This is a genomic window from Marinobacter sp. tcs-11 (genome assembly GCF_002049515.1).
In the GTDB taxonomy this organism is placed as follows: Bacteria; Pseudomonadota; Gammaproteobacteria; order Pseudomonadales; family Oleiphilaceae; genus Marinobacter; species Marinobacter nauticus.
In genome coordinates this window covers 15,064-29,365 of the sequence record NZ_LLYU01000021.1, presented here as the reverse complement: position 1 = coordinate 29,365, position 14,302 = coordinate 15,064, and the positions used below count along the sequence as shown (strand labels likewise).

The 14,302-nt window shown below is 56.5% G+C and carries 15 protein-coding genes; 9 read left to right on the top strand and 6 right to left on the bottom strand.

Annotated features, from left to right (window positions below):
* Nucleotides 1-20 precede the first annotated feature (20 nt).
* From ARC85_RS16735 to ARC85_RS16725, 3 genes are all read left to right on the top strand, one after another.
* Nucleotides 21-2,051 (top strand): TonB-dependent receptor domain-containing protein, encoded by a 2,031-nt coding sequence (locus ARC85_RS16735; RefSeq protein WP_286715570.1) that lies wholly within the window; start codon nt 21-23, stop codon nt 2,049-2,051.
* An 11-nt stretch (nt 2,052-2,062) separates the two neighbouring features.
* Nucleotides 2,063-2,929: an ABC transporter substrate-binding protein gene (locus ARC85_RS16730; RefSeq protein WP_153740596.1), complete on the top strand. Its 867-nt coding sequence runs from the start codon at nt 2,063-2,065 to the stop codon at nt 2,927-2,929.
* Nucleotides 2,930-3,015: 86 nt separating this feature from the next.
* The gene (locus ARC85_RS16725; RefSeq protein ID WP_199451831.1) at nt 3,016-3,870 is read left to right on the top strand and encodes an Nmad3 family putative nucleotide modification protein; all 855 of its coding nucleotides are present in this window, start codon (nt 3,016-3,018) and stop codon (nt 3,868-3,870) included.
* Here ARC85_RS16725 and ARC85_RS16720 read toward each other — a convergent pair.
* Nucleotides 3,867-4,832: a calcium/sodium antiporter gene (locus ARC85_RS16720; protein WP_199451830.1), complete on the bottom strand. Its 966-nt coding sequence runs from the start codon at nt 4,830-4,832 to the stop codon at nt 3,867-3,869. The two genes, ARC85_RS16725 and ARC85_RS16720, sit on opposite strands and share 4 nt — an antisense overlap.
* 90 nt (nt 4,833-4,922) lie before the next feature.
* Nucleotides 4,923-5,543 carry a homoserine/homoserine lactone efflux protein gene (gene rhtB / locus ARC85_RS16715; RefSeq protein WP_113879266.1) on the bottom strand — a complete coding sequence of 207 codons (621 nt, stop codon included), beginning with the start codon at nt 5,541-5,543 and terminating at the stop codon, nt 4,923-4,925.
* Nucleotides 5,544-5,618: 75 nt separating this feature from the next.
* On the opposite strand from rhtB, the gene ARC85_RS16710 reads away from it, so the two are divergent.
* Both ARC85_RS16710 and ARC85_RS16705 read left to right on the top strand, forming a co-directional pair.
* Complete coding sequence (locus ARC85_RS16710) at nt 5,619-5,774, top strand: hypothetical protein (protein ID WP_022990772.1); 156 nt, start codon at nt 5,619-5,621, stop codon at nt 5,772-5,774.
* A gap of 154 nt (nt 5,775-5,928) precedes the next feature.
* Nucleotides 5,929-6,696, top strand: coding sequence for a ParA family protein (locus tag ARC85_RS16705; RefSeq protein WP_153740599.1), 768 nt, complete (start codon nt 5,929-5,931; stop codon nt 6,694-6,696).
* 12 nt (nt 6,697-6,708) lie between these two features.
* Here ARC85_RS16705 and ARC85_RS19675 read toward each other — a convergent pair whose 3' ends face one another.
* Both ARC85_RS19675 and ARC85_RS16690 read right to left on the bottom strand, forming a co-directional pair.
* The gene (locus ARC85_RS19675) at nt 6,709-7,656 is read right to left on the bottom strand and encodes an RDD family protein (protein ID WP_153740600.1); all 948 of its coding nucleotides are present in this window, start codon (nt 7,654-7,656) and stop codon (nt 6,709-6,711) included.
* On the bottom strand, nt 7,656-9,338 hold the full coding sequence (locus ARC85_RS16690; protein WP_153740601.1) for a molecular chaperone HscC: 1,683 nt from the start codon (nt 9,336-9,338) through the stop codon (nt 7,656-7,658). Before ARC85_RS16690 ends, ARC85_RS19675 begins: the two co-directional genes overlap by 1 nt.
* 150 nt (nt 9,339-9,488) lie before the next feature.
* Between ARC85_RS16690 and ARC85_RS16685 the strand changes: the two genes are divergently transcribed.
* Nucleotides 9,489-10,157, top strand: coding sequence for an alpha/beta hydrolase (locus tag ARC85_RS16685; protein WP_153740602.1), 669 nt, complete (start codon nt 9,489-9,491; stop codon nt 10,155-10,157).
* 27 nt (nt 10,158-10,184) lie between these two features.
* Here ARC85_RS16685 and ARC85_RS16680 read toward each other — a convergent pair whose 3' ends face one another.
* Complete coding sequence (locus tag ARC85_RS16680; protein ID WP_023008653.1) at nt 10,185-10,829, bottom strand: hypothetical protein; 645 nt, start codon at nt 10,827-10,829, stop codon at nt 10,185-10,187.
* A 197-nt stretch (nt 10,830-11,026) separates the two neighbouring features.
* Between ARC85_RS16680 and ARC85_RS16675 the strand changes: the two genes are divergently transcribed.
* From ARC85_RS16675 to ARC85_RS16665, 3 genes are all read left to right on the top strand, one after another.
* Nucleotides 11,027-11,275 (top strand): hypothetical protein, encoded by a 249-nt coding sequence (locus ARC85_RS16675; RefSeq protein ID WP_153740603.1) that lies wholly within the window; start codon nt 11,027-11,029, stop codon nt 11,273-11,275.
* A gap of 143 nt (nt 11,276-11,418) precedes the next feature.
* On the top strand, nt 11,419-11,982 hold the full coding sequence (locus ARC85_RS16670) for an NADPH-dependent FMN reductase (RefSeq protein WP_153740604.1): 564 nt from the start codon (nt 11,419-11,421) through the stop codon (nt 11,980-11,982).
* A gap of 120 nt (nt 11,983-12,102) precedes the next feature.
* A complete protein-coding gene (locus tag ARC85_RS16665; protein ID WP_153740605.1) occupies nt 12,103-12,279 on the top strand; it encodes a hypothetical protein in 177 nt (58 codons plus the stop codon).
* 96 nt (nt 12,280-12,375) lie between these two features.
* Here ARC85_RS16665 and ARC85_RS16660 read toward each other — a convergent pair whose 3' ends face one another.
* On the bottom strand, nt 12,376-13,944 hold the full coding sequence (locus ARC85_RS16660) for a methyl-accepting chemotaxis protein (RefSeq protein WP_286715568.1): 1,569 nt from the start codon (nt 13,942-13,944) through the stop codon (nt 12,376-12,378).
* Nucleotides 13,945-14,302: the final 358 nt, after the last annotated feature.

The window sequence follows — 14,302 nt, the reverse complement described above, 5'->3', positions numbered from 1 at the left end:
CACAACACAAGGAGTTATTCATGCGCCGTCGTTTTCCTTTGCTGGCGTCAGCAGTTGCCCTGGCCAGTGCCAGCACCGCGAGCCTGGCCCAGACTGAGCCCGTTGAGCTGGGTGAAATTGTGGTGACTGCGGCTGGTTTCGAGCAGAACATCTCGGATGCGCCTGCCAGTATTTCGGTGATCTCTGGCGAGGAGCTGGCGAAGAAGTCCTACAAGAGTATTGTCGATGCGGTGAATAACATCCCGGGAGTGTACGTAACCGGTGGCGGTGGTGCGCAGGACATCAGCATTCGGGGGATGCATGACAGTTACACGCTTTATCTGGTCGACGGCCGGCCGGTCTCAGCGGGGCGTTCGGTAAACACCAACGGCCAGGACGGTGGCAAGCAGATTGCTCTGCCGCCCATTTCCATGATCGAGCGGGTTGAAGTCATCCGTGGCCCGATGTCGTCGCTGTACGGTTCTGAAGCCATGGGCGGCGTCATCAACATCATCACCCGCAAAAACCGTGGTGAATGGGCGGGCACTATCTCATCCGAGTACACCAAATCCCTGAACGATGTCAGCAACGACAGCCGGCAGACCAGCCTGTTTGCCGGCGGCGCACTGGTGGAGGATCTGCTCAGTGCCGAAGTGAATGCCGCCTGGGGGGGTGACGATGAGAGCGATTTTGCCGGTGCCGATGACTCCGCACGCAGTACCCCGGAAAGCAAGCGCAAGCAGGGTGGCGCCAAGCTGATTCTGACTCCGGATAGTCGCAACGAATTTGCCCTGAGTTACGACAGCTCCCGTCTGGAAGAGACCAGCACACCCGGCAAGAGTGTCGCAGAGGATGAAACCGGCTCAAACTACATCTACGACAAAGATGTATACGTGCTGTCTCACGCCGGCAACTATGGCGATTGGTTGACCCGGAGCTTTATCCAGCACGACCTGTCCGAGCGGGTACAGGATCAGACCAAGAAAGAGAAAGTATCCATGCTGGATACCCAGGCTACACGGTTCTGGGGCGACCATGTGCTGACAGTGGGTGGCCAGTACAAGAAGGAAAAGCTGACCGACGAAACCAATGGTTTGCTGACATCCAACATTCCAGGCGCCGTACGCAGTGTTGATCGCTGGATCGCTGCGGTGTACTCAGAAGTGGAGTGGGGGCTGACCGAGAAGTTGTCGGTGACCACAGGGCTGCGCTACAACGACGATGAGCTGTTTGGTGGTGAGTTTTCACCAAGGGTTTACGCACTTTACGATCTGACGCCAGAGCTGACCCTCAAGGGTGGGGTGTCTACCGGGTATCGTCAGCCGGGTCTGGCCGATGTGACCGAAGGCTTCGGCCGCGGCACTGGCGGCGGTGGCTCACCTGCGCCGCATCCACGGGCATTGATCATCGGCAACCCGGAACTGGATCCGGAATCCAGTATCAGCTACGAGGCGGGTATGGTGTTTGATAGCCGGGCCATGGGACTGAACGCCAGCGTGATGCTGTTCCAGACCGATTTCAAAGACAAGATTGCCGAGGACCGGCTTTGTGAGTCTCCCAGTGGGGATCGCGATGACCCGGCCACCTGGACCTGCAGCTTTCAGGGCAACGACTACCTGTTCCTGAGTACCCGGGCCAACATCGACGAAGCCGAAATGCGAGGCGTCGAACTGACGCTGGATTACCGGCTGACCGACTCGGTCACTCTGAATTCCAGCTACACCTACACCGATTCTGAACAGAAGACCGGCGAGTACAAAGGCGAACCGCTGAACAAAATTCCTGAGCACATGGCTAACGCCAACCTGGACTGGCAAGCGAATAACCGGCTGAATCTTTGGTTCCAGGCCAACTATCGTGGTGAAACCAGCGATTACCTTGGCCGCCGTAGCATGTCAGATGGCACGCCGGGTTACACGCTGATGGATGCCGGCTTGCTTTATCAACTGACCGATTCTGCCCGGGTGACCGCGGGTCTGTACAACCTGGCTGATAAAGAAATCACCAATGATGACTATGGCGTGGTGCTGGATGGCCGTCGCCTGAACCTTGGCCTGGCGGTCGACTTCTGAGGATAGTAACCATGACTTCAATGAAACGGATTATGGCTTTTGCTCTGGCTGGCATGACCCTGACCGGATGCGCGACCACGACGGAAGTAACCGGCCCAACCGTGATCAGCTACGATCACGGTGCACTGGACACCTTGCTGGAGCTGGGTCTGGAAGAAAAGGTTGTGGCCATTCCGCACCAGAGCCTGCCGGATTACCTGGCGGACCTGGGCGCAAGGCTGCCGGATGCAGGTGGTCTCAAGACACCCGACCTGGCATTGGCCACTGACCTGAAACCAGGATTGGTACTGATGACCGGGCGCCAGGGGGCGGAAGCCCTTACGTCCTTTGCGAAGGTGGCTCCAGTACGTGATGTCACGCTGGAGGGGGATGGTCTTCAGGCAGCGGTGAATGACCGTGTGCTCAGCCTGGCTGGCTACTACGGCCTTGAAGAGGCGGCTGGCGCAGAGCTGGACGCGCTCTGGCAGCACGTCGAGGCGCAAAAGGCGACGTTGGCTGACGCAGGTACCGTTACCGTGGTGACCCATAATAACGGTAACTTTTCACTCCGGCAGGAAGCATTAGTCTACGAACTGTTGGCATTGACGCCAGCGGCTGTACCAGACAGTGTGCAGCCGGTGATGCGTGGAGAGCGTACCTTCTATCCGGTGACGGCCGACGTTCTCGCGCAAATGGCGCCGGATACCCTGCTGGTGGTTGATCGCAGCGCCGCGATCGGGGCTGAACCGCTGGCGCCGGAGACGTTGAAAGCTTCGTTGGCCGAGGCGGGTGTGTCTGCCGAAGTCGTGGTGCTTAACCCAGGCCTCTGGTACCTGTCCGGTGGCGGCTTGCAGAGCGTACGGCTGCAAGTGGACGAAGTGGTGAACGCGGTGCGGTAACTTCCGCGCAGCAGAATCTTAAGGCCTGCCGGCAAACGCCGACGGGCCTTTTTTGTTTGCGCCGCTTTGGTCAATAATGCTCGGCTATGAAACTGATCCTCAGCAGAAAAGGCTTCGACAGTTCCGCAGGTGGCTGTCCCAATCCGGTCTTCCCGGATGGCAGCTGCCTGGCGCTGCCCATTCCGGACGACCAGTCGCCCATTCGCTATAGCCAGGTCCGGCGCCACGGAGAAAGCATTGGTTCGCTGGTGTCGCAGCTTACCGGGCAGCAGGCGTTTTCCAGACGTGGTGCGCATCTGGATCCCGATGTTATCGAAAGTGCCTATCCCCGGCTGCCAGGCTGGCGCCCGGTGCTTGGCCAGCACAGTTCGGCCCAGGCGCACCTGGCCAATCATTGCATTGGTCCTGGTGATCTTTTTCTGTTTTTTGCGCTGTTCCGACCGGTGGAACGTTATCGTAAACGATGGCGCTTTGTGCCAGGTAGCCGACCGTTTCACGCTGTCTGGGGCTGGTTGCAGGTGGCAGACGTCTGGCCTCTGGGTGACGTGCCGTCAGTACCGGAGTGGGCGCGCTATCATCCACATCTGCATGGCGAGCGATCAGTACGGAACTGTCTCTATGTCAGCGGCGACAGGCTTCAGATTCCAGGCTTGCGTGAGGATTTGCCAGCTGCTGGAGCCGTGCAGGCTTTGTCAGACCAACACCGGCTGACCGCGCCCGGAGCTGCAAAGGTCACGGAGTGGCGATTGCCGGCAGCCTTCATGCCCCAACCTGGTAAGTCGTCCCTGAGTTATCACCACAATCCGGAACGCTGGCGCCTGGAGGATTCCGGGGAATACTGCCGCTTAAAGTGCGCGGCACGTGGTCAGGAGTTTGTCCTGGACCTGGAGCAGTATCCGGGAGTCAGTGAATGGTTGCTGACCCCGGGACTGCTCTCTTAAAAGGTGGTGCTTAGCAGGTAGGCCGTATAGCCCACGAAGATGGCCAGCAGCCCAACACCTTCCACACGATTGATACGCCCGGGCCCGCGAAATCCATAGCCTAGCACAAACAGGGCGAGGGTCAGGCCCACCATCACTGGAATATCCCTGATCAAGACTTCATTGGCCACCGCCATGGGGGCAATGGAGCCGGCAATACCGACCACGGCCAGGGTGTTGAACAGGTTGGAGCCCAGAATATTACCCAAAGCCAGATCATGCTCGCCCTTGCGGGCCGCAATGATTGAAGAGGCCAGTTCCGGCAGGGACGTGCCAATAGCCACAATGGTCAGGCCGATCACAAGGTCACTGACGCCAAAGCGAGTGGCTAGGTCGACCGCCCCCCAAACCAGAACGTGGGAGCTGATAATCAGCAGAACCAGCCCCACCACCAGCCAGAGAATCGCCTTGCGAATGGGCATGGGATGAGCGGCAAGCTCGGCATCCATTTCGGTGGCGAAGGCATCATCGGTTTTTCTCATGCCAGACCAGATGCTCCAGCCCAGTAACAGGGCAAACAGCACCAGCAGGCCGGCCGCATCCAGCCGGCTGAGTTCGCCATCAAACAGCAGCCAGGCCGCCGCCAGGGTAACCAGGGCCAGAATCGGCAGTTCCTTGCGCATCACCTGAGAGTGCACGGCAATCGGGGCGATCACGGCGGTGATACCCAGAATCAGGGCGATGTTGGTGATGTTGGAACCATAGGCATTACCCAGCGCCAGTCCCGGGTTGTCCTGAGAGGCCGCCAGCGCGGAAACCACCATCTCCGGTGCCGAGGTGCCAAAGCCAACCACCACCATACCGATCAGCAATGGTGGCATTCCGAAGTGGCCGGCCGCAGCGGCGGAGCCCTCAACAAAGCGGTCTGCACTCCAGACCAGAAGGGCAAGACCGGCAAGAATGGCGAGAGAAGCAATCAGCACGTTGTTGGCTCCCAGGTTGATGTCGGAGTATTTGACGGCAATCGCAGTGGCCGCACAATTACACAGAACTACCTATCAGCCAGTGGCAATTCAGGCTCTCTTGAAACTGGCCAGGGCCACCGCTGCGGTCACGAACAGGCCACCAAAAACCCGGTTCATTTGCCGCTGGCGCGCAGGGGTGGTCATGAACCGGAACAGCTGGCTGGCGAGAATGGCATAGCCTACCATCACCAGGATATCGACAAAGATCAGCGTGGCCCCCATGGTGGCCAGTTGAGGGCCGTGGGGCGCGCCCGCCACCAGAAACTGAGGGAACAGGGCAATCAGGAAGATGGTGGCCTTCGGGTTGGTGAGGTTTACCAGAGCTCCGTTCCAGAACTGTTGTCTTGGACTGAACGCGGAGAGGTCCGCCCGGGATGCTTCAATAGGTGGCTCCCTCCATTTCTGGATGCCGAGCCAGATAAGGTAAACCACGCCAATCCATTTGATCACTGCCAAAGCAGTATTGGAGGAGGCGACGATTGCGCCCAGCCCGGCGCCTACCAGCACGATCTGTGCGCCGTAACCGAATTGCTGACCGGCAATGGTGGGCAGAGATTTACGCACCCCGTAGCGAAGCCCGCTGCTCATGGAATTCACCGCGCCGGCGCCAGGCGAAATACTGATAAAAACAGCTGCGACCAGAAAGGTCAGCCAGACAGTGAGTGTCATTGCTTACGCTCTTGCTGAATCCGAAGATGTTATACTAGCCGCCACAAAACACCGGCCAGAAGAGGAGACTGTGACATGGCCAGAAAACGGGCGAAAGCCACGCAGCATAGTGCTGTGCAACGTGAATTGAGAACGCCAAAATACCAGATGCGTGTGGTTGAGGACAAAACCAAATACAAGCGCAGCCGGGACAAGACGGTTCGGTCGGAGGGCTTTCGCAAAGCCGCTTGAAAGTGGTTTTACGAAAGCCTTTCATACCCTCCTATCCCGGACAGTTAGTGCCAGTCGTCGCTTGCTGGTTGTCATAAAAGCTTCATGAATAGCCCCTGGGTCGCTGTTATCCTGTAGTGTTTACTGACATGGAACACGGCAGGAGCCGCACAGGATGAGAATCATCGCCTTCTACAGCCCCAAGGGCGGGGTTGGAAAGACCGCCGCTGCGGTCAACACCGCTTACCTGGCCAGCCGGGACAATCTGAGGACCTTGCTCTGGGATCTGGACCCACAGGGGGCCTCCAGTTTCTACCTTGCCGGAGCAGAGCCCGTGAAGGGCCGGAAACTCTCCAAACTGCTGGAGGGGAAATCGCCTATTGCCCGCTTTATTCACGAAGACGTTTATCCCAACCTGGATTTTATCCCCGCCCATTCCAGCTTTCGAAATTTCGACATCAAGCTCGAACAGGAGCACGATGGCAACGCGTTGAAAGACCTGTTGGCACCTTTGTCGGAAGACACCAGTCTGGTAATTCTGGATTGCCCGCCCACGTTATCCCGGCTTACCGAGCAGGTGCTGGATGTGGCTGACAAGGTGTATGTACCGGTGGTACCCACCTGGTTGTCCCTGAACAGCTGGGATCAGTTGAAAGACTTTGTAAAAGATAAAAAACTCGGTGTTAAGAAGCTGCGTCCGTTCTTTTCAATGGTGGATAGGCGTAAGAATCTGCATCGGGATGTGTTGGCAAGGGGAACGGAGCTGCTGACGAATCCGATGCCGGTCGCCGTTCCCTATGCCAGTGTGGTGGAACGAATGGGGGAGGAGGGGCAGCCTCTGGAACGATTGGCGCCTCGCAGTCCTGCAGCCGAGGAATACCGGAAAATATGGCAGGCGATTCAGGCCGATCTTGGTCTCAGCCGGAAACGAATGTTTCGCTAGTTTGTTCAGCCTTCAGGGAAGGTTGCTCACATGTACAACGTAGCTTTTACTAAGCCGATCATGCAGTAGCCGGCCGCGCAGAAACGCATTGACCAGCCAGATGCCTTTCCAGAGCAACGCGGTGGTCACAACGAATGTAAAAATGCGCCCCAGGCTGTGGCGTTTTGATAGCGGCATCAGTTCGCGATTGACCACTTTGAGCCCAAGCAGTTTTTTCCCGGGGGTGGCCTGCCAGCGTGACCCCTCGAAGAGCAGAGCCGCCAGTGGGTAAGTTGCCGGAGCTAAAATCCATAGAGGCAAGCCCGCTTTACCCGTAATGGCGGTTAACAGGAATTGGCCAATGGCCAGAGCAACTGCTATGGCAATCGTATCCAGTGCAAACGCCAAAGCCCGCATTCGGTAGCTCGCCACTGGGGTATCTTCAATCGGTGGTGGTGCCGCGGTGCTACGTCCGCCCCGGATAAACCGAAAGATTTTTTCGCCGGGAACGGGTTTGGCCGGATCAATATCCGTCTGTGGCGGCGGTTCGGTTTCAAGTGTGAGCTTTGTGTTTTCGAGGGACTCGGGCTTGTTGTCCGTGTTGTCGAAAAAAGGCTTGTTGTCTGGAGGAGGCTCATTGACCTGAAGTGGTTGCTGTCCCGCAGGCTGACCCGGGAATGGGTCAGCGTTTGGCGGTGGCGTGTTGCCAGAGTCATTCAGCGGTTGAAACAGTTTTGATGCCGCAGAGGGTTCTTCTGGCGTCTGTATCGGCTCTGACGGCGCCGGCTCACCAAACTTGGGAGCCGGGTGCTGGTTCTTTGGTTGTGCGCTGGCCAGAGCCTCTTTGTAGGCCTGATGCAGGCGCTGGAAGGCTTCAGGGTGTTCGTCGGGTCGGGTCTGTTTCAGAAGCCTGGCATAGGCTTTCTTGATGGCCCGGACATCGTCGGTAGATTCCAGCCCGAGCTCAGACCAGGGCCACATCAGAACCAGTGCTCGCTTTCCAGCTGATCCAGCATGTCTTTCATATAGGTCTGTGCTTCCTCTATCTCATGAGGAAGCTGCCGGTCCAGAGCGTAATGAAAGCGATCGAGCAATTTGCCAACAAACTCTCGCCGGTGGTCCAGACTCGATTCGTAGAGGCGTTCCGCCCTTGCCACGAGCATCCGGTTCTCTTCACCGTCCCGGGGATGGAACTTGAGCCCGGCGAGTTTAGCTCTGGCGGCCTCTTTTTCAGCGTCACTGAGAGCTCCCGGGGCACGTTCTATAACCAGTTGTTTGTTCACTCCGGTGGAGACCACTGTAACATCCACTTCCAGAATGCCGTTGGCATCGTAGCTGTAACGCACATCCACAGCTTCAACGCCTTTGGGGCCTTTTGGTACCCGGACCTTTATCTCACCCAGGAATATGTTCTTGTTTATGTTCGGGCTTTCGCCCTGGTAGACCTTAACACCCACCACCGACTGGTTGTGGCTTGCCGTATAGAGTCTTCGAACGATACTGATTGGAACCACGCAGTTGCGTTCAATGATCGGAAAGTAGCTGAGTTCATCGACATAGGGTTCATTGAAGGCAGCCGTACCCAATGTGAACGGGCAGACATCGGTCAGCACGATATCGTCCAGGGCTTCGTCCCGCATTACCAGTCCGGCCTGGATGGTGGCGCCCATGGCAACCACAGTATCCGGATCAATATGGCAGGAGGGCAGTCTGCCGAACATACGCCCGACCATGGCGCGGAAAGGAGCCAGCCGGGTTGACCCGCCCACCAGGATGACATCGTCTATGCTGGCTACGGGTATCTTTGCATCACGCAGTGTTCTTTCGATAGGTGCCTTGGCGCGTAGCAAAAGTGGGGTGCAGATTTCGATAAACCAGTCCTGGGTTACTTCGAATTCCACCGTTTTCTTCCCAAGCGTCAGTGTGAGCGTTTGGCCCGGCCCCAGCTTGCGTTTCGCACCCTCCATCTGGAGATACAGGTTCTGCAGATCAAGGGGTGGAATAGCTTCCTGGGACAGGCCGTTGCGCGCCAGCACATCCGCCACCATGACGTCGACAAAATCCTCGCCACCCAAGTGGTTATCACCGGCGCTGGCATGAACTTCCATAACACCGTCAAAATATTCGAGCAGGGAGACGTCGAAGGTGCCGCCACCAAAATCCAGAATCAGGAACATGCCTTCCTGCTTTTCATGCAGACCATAGGCAATCGCGGCGGCTGTGGGCTCGTTAATCAGGCGCTCCACCTTCAGGCCGGCAAGCTCTGCGGCTTGTCGGGTTGCCTGGCGTTGGTTGTCGCTGAAGTAGGCAGGAACACTGATGACGGCGCTGGATACCGGTTCTCCGAGAAAGGCCTCCGCGTCTTCTTTCAGAGACCTTAGAACCAGCGAAGACAGTTCCGTCGCGTTGAACCCCATGCGGCCAAGAAAAACGGTATGGTCCGTACCCATCAGTCGTTTGAACGTGGCCACGGTACGATCGCTGTGATTGATCAGACGTTGCCTGGCGCCCCGGCCGACAAGCAATTCGTTGTTGGTGTCAAGGCTGACCACGGAGGGTGTCAGGATTTCGCCAAGGCGATTGGGAATTAGTTTTACGCCGTCTTTCGTCCAGACGCCGCAGGCACTGTTGGTGGTGCCAAGGTCGATACCAATGGTTGTCATTGTACGTCCATGTTCCTTTATAGTGGGCTGCCGAATTCAAATCGGCAGGCTGTGCGCTCGCTGTATCCATCAGGCCGAGCGTGGCAAGGACTGGAAAATTATCGAATCTACAGGCGGATGACAACCTGTTACTGACATAACGGAGAACGGATGGGCACTCTGAATACTTTGCAAATCGACACCGGCGACAACCCGCAAACCACCATAATCTGGCTGCACGGTCTTGGCGCCAGCGGTCACGACTTCGAGCCGGTGGTTCCGGAGTTCCGGTTCTCGCGGGAGCAGCCCGTCCGTTTCATTTTTCCCCATGCACCGGAGCTGCCAGTTACCATCAATGGCGGAATGGTGATGCCTGCCTGGTACGACATTCTTGCCATGGACGTCGATCGTAAGGTTGATGCCGAACAGCTTCGCGCGTCCGCAGCCATGGTGGCAGAGCTGATCCGGGCCGAGCAGGAGCGGGGCGTTGCCAGTGAAAACATTATCCTGGGTGGATTCTCCCAGGGCGGTGCGGTGGCCTATGAACTGGCTCTCAGCTATCCGGAACGTCTTGGTGGCCTGTTTGCGCTGTCTACTTACTTTGCCACGGCTGATACCATTGAGCTGAGCGAAGCCAACCGCAAGTTGCCGGTATTTATCGGCCATGGTCGCTTCGACCCTATCGTGGCCGATACACTTGGCCAGGCGGCACTTCGGAAACTTCAGGATCTCGGGTACGAGCCGGAGTATCAAAGCTATGGAATGGAACATAGCCTGTGCCTTGAAGAGGTAAGAGACCTGGACGCTTTCCTGTCTCGTTTGACCTCGGGAGACCGCTAACTCGGACGGGGACTCATCTTCCCCGTTCTATTCGCTGGCGGACTGGTCGGAGCTGTCCGATTCCGAACGACCTCTGCATTTGGGCTGAAGCTCTTCCTCAAGCCAGCGGCGTACCTCGTTGCGGTCTCTGCGCCGGTTTAGCTGCTCGCTGTGAATGTTGTGCGGGAATATTTTGGGTCTGCCATCGTGGCGCAAAGTGAAGCTCCGGCGCACACCTACGGGGTAGGTGCTGGGGCCGTGAATCACGGCTGCCCGAAGTTCAAATCCTGTAATGTCCTCGAAAAGATAGTCGCTGTCTTCGTCCTCGCTGTTCTTGCCGAGAATCACATTCCGGAACGAGCCCAGAACCAGGTAGCCACCGGAAGGCACCGGGCCTTGCCGCAGAGCATGCTGTACGTTGGAGTCATCCGGTGCGACGCTCTCGTATTGCGTAACCGTCAGGGTTTTCTCTTGCCCAGCCCGGGTATGCACCACAACCTGTACACACTGAATATGCACCGTTTCCTGCCCCATGTTCACCAGCAAACACAGTGCATCCGGGTTCTCGTTCTGGGCATGGTGGATGACCAGATAGGGGCGGTTATTTCGTTTGTATTGCAGGAAAAACAGCTGAAAGTAGACGATCCAGACAACCGCCATTATGGCGCTGCTGATCGGGCTGACGTAGTCCATTGGGGTAGCCTCCGGTTCCTGTTTTCGGAACTAACATAGCAGCCAGCCGGTCCAGGGTTCAAAGACATGGATTGTGACAGTCTGCTGAACACGGAAACGGTCTTGAGGTGTGTCAACGCAGCGACACAAATCCTGCCTACACTGGCCGTGACGGATCGAAACCGGTCCCCTGCCTGAATGCCCGAAGAGGTTTTGCCATGAACTCACATCTGCTCGATATCGCACTTCCCGGAAACCCGAACCTGAAGCTTCAAGAAGTCGCTCCTGACAGTGATGATGAACGCATTACCCACGAGAAGAACACCTCCTTTGAAATGATTGCCGAAGATGGCCAGGTGGTCGGTTACGTTAAGACCTGGCATGAATCCGACGGCTATTCTGGCTATGTTCAGTTTGATTCCGAGGGAAATGTTCTGGACTGGAAGGTGCTCCGGGATCGTCAGTAAAACTGAACAATTACTGCAGAAGCTTGTGTTATCTATCGCCTGGCGCTGAGGCTAGACTGATCAAGACTACATAACGGCGTGAACCGGTATTGCTGTACGGTTTGCGTTGGTGGATCTGTTTATTCAGCAAAAGGAAACCTGCCATGTCCCTCAAGTTACAGACAATCATCTGCAGTACTCGCCCCGGCCGTGTAGGCCCCGCCATCGCTGAGTGGTTCAACGGTTTTGCCAACGAACAGGGTGCTTTTAACAGTGAGCTGGTGGATCTGGCGGATTTTAACTTGCCGGTTTATGACGAGCCCAATCACCCGCGTCAGCAGCAGTATCAGCACGAGCACACGAAAAACTGGTCGGAGAGTGTGTCCGGCGCAGACGCCTACGTGTTCGTGCTTCCGGAGTACAACTTCTGCCCGCCGCCTTCCTTCATCAACGCGATCAACTACGTGTACAACGAGTGGAATTATAAACCGTGTGCCTTTGTCAGCTATGGCGGCGTCTCTGGCGGGCTTAGGTCTGCCCAGATGGCAAAACAACTGGTGACCACCGTTAAAATGATGCCCATGGTGGAGGGCGTGATGGTGCAGATGCCCTGGGAACTTCTGGACGAAAATCGCAAGTTCCAGGCGGCCGAGCATCATACTGGATCGGCCTCGACCATGCTGACGGAGCTGGCCAAGTGGGCCGAGGGAATGAAGGCCATGCGCTAACTCACCGGGCGCTCTGATTTCCGATCATTATTTGCCACAATTCAAGCATAAAGCTTTCGGGATTCTACCTCCGTGGGTCGTTTATGGTGAACGCATACCTAACGAAAACGGAGGTGAACCATGAGCACAGTAGAGCTTATCGAACAGTGGCTGGAGAAGTGCGATCTGGCGCATCAGGCGCAGACACGCTATGACCGGGAACCGACCCCAACCAACTATTCCCGCTTGAAAAGAGCCCAGGAGGAACGTGGGGAGGTGGAGCGGAAGATGTCCCCTCTGCAGGCCCGGGTCGGCTAACAGTCTCTGGCGTCAGCGAGCTCCTAATCGATACCTCGAACCTCGCTGCCCGCTTCAAGTTGTTGTCGTTCATGATCGGAAGGCCCGCTGGGTTGATCAGTACCGGAATTGCGCGATTTGCGTGTGAAGCCCTTCGGCTAGTCTTGCCAGCTCCTCGCTGGCCGCCGATACCTGCTCCGTGGAGGCCGCAGACTGGTCTCCAATATCCCGGATCTGAGTCATATTCTTGTTCATGTCTTCGGCAACCGAAATCTGTTGATCAGCGGCGGTAGCGATCTGGCTGTTGTAACGGCGAATCTCTTCAACAGCTTCCGCAATGGCCTGAATGGCTGTGCCTCCCAGTTCTGCCCGTTCCAGTGTTTGCTTGGCTAATTGGTGCCCGCGCCCCATGTCTGATACGGCCGCTTCGGCGCTGGCGAGAAGGTTGCCGATCAAGGACTCGATTTCCACTGCAGACGTTTGGGTTCGCTTGGCAAGCGATCTTACTTCATCCGCCACTACGGCAAAGCCGCGCCCCTGGTCTCCGGCCCGGGCAGCCTCGATCGCAGCATTCAGCGCCAGAAGGTTGGTCTGCTCAGCAACTGCTTTGATAACGTCCAGCACCGTGCCGATATTGTCGGTTTCGGCTTTCAGGGTATTGAGTTGCTGCATGACCGAGGTGCTTTGCGAGTTCAGCTCGGATACGAAGCTGAGGGTCTCGTTGGTAGCCGCTGTACCACTTTCTGTCTTGTCGCTGCAGTGATTTGCGGACTGAAAGGCGGCTTCGGCACTTCGAGCAACTTCAGTGACCGTCGCGACCATCTGATTCAGCGCTGTGGCGACCTGATCTGTTTGCGACTTCTGCTCGGCGACTCCCATATTTGTCTGGTGGGTGACCGCAGAGAGTTCCTCTGACGCCGAAGCGATGCTGGCCGCACCCTGATTGATTTCCTGAATCAGTCCCCGGAGGTTGGTGACCATGATGCCAAACGCTGCCAACAGCTGGCCAAACTCATCGCCACGACTACTTCGGCTGTCCACGGTGAGGTCGCCCGATGCAACCTTGTTGGCAATACTCAGGGTTTCGCTGATCGGACGTGTTATTGATCGAGTGAGGGTCCATGCCACGATCGCCGCCACAAACATGGCCAGTGCGGTTATAGCGATGATTTCGATAACCGTCAGGTCATAACGCTCTTCCATCAGAATCCGCTCGCGCTCTTTCAGTTCCTCGGTCTTGCCAATGGCATTGTGAGCGGCTTTGTATAGTTGTTCTTCGAGGGACGACGTATCAGAAGCGCCTGCGGATAGGCTTGCCGTATAGGTGTTCAGGAGAGACTGATAGTCTTCGATATCGGCGCGTATCTGTTCAACCAGTTGCCGGTCGCTTGCGTTTTGGATCAGTGTCATCAATGTGGCCAGAGCGGCTTTGGTTTGCACCAGGTAGTCGGCGGCTCGATCAATGGATTCGGGGGGTTCGTGTATCCGATAGTTCTTCTCCTCCCGCTCAGCCTCCAGCAACGAGATTTCAGCTTGGTTGGCCTGTTTTAATATCGATACGCGATGGTTGTAGTCGTTGAGTGAGGTGATGCTGACGACCGCGACGATCAGGATGAGCAGCACCAGAATCGCAAAGCTGGAAGCCAGCTTCTTTCCCACCGCAAGGTTTCCCCAAAAAGCACGCATCGATTTTTCCTTTGGTAACCGCCTCCCTGCGAGTCATTTAATAGCCTATTGGAACGGTATACGGCATTTTCTCCTGAATTTTTAGTTGAGTTCGAAAAATATTTGTAAATTTAATTGTAAGAATGGCTAAGGATGGTGTTTGCGCCAGGACCCAGGACCGGCTGAATAATCGCCCGATTGTTAATAGGGCAGAGGGCGGACGCCAGCGACATGGTAGTCTGACCATTGGATATCAACGCCTATGGTCATTACCTGGGCAAATCTGTTTTCATGCGAGTTGGGGCGCTATTGGTGCAGGCACGTTGAGACAATTTATTCCGGATTTTGGTTTCGCGAATCCAAAGCAACGGACGTTAAC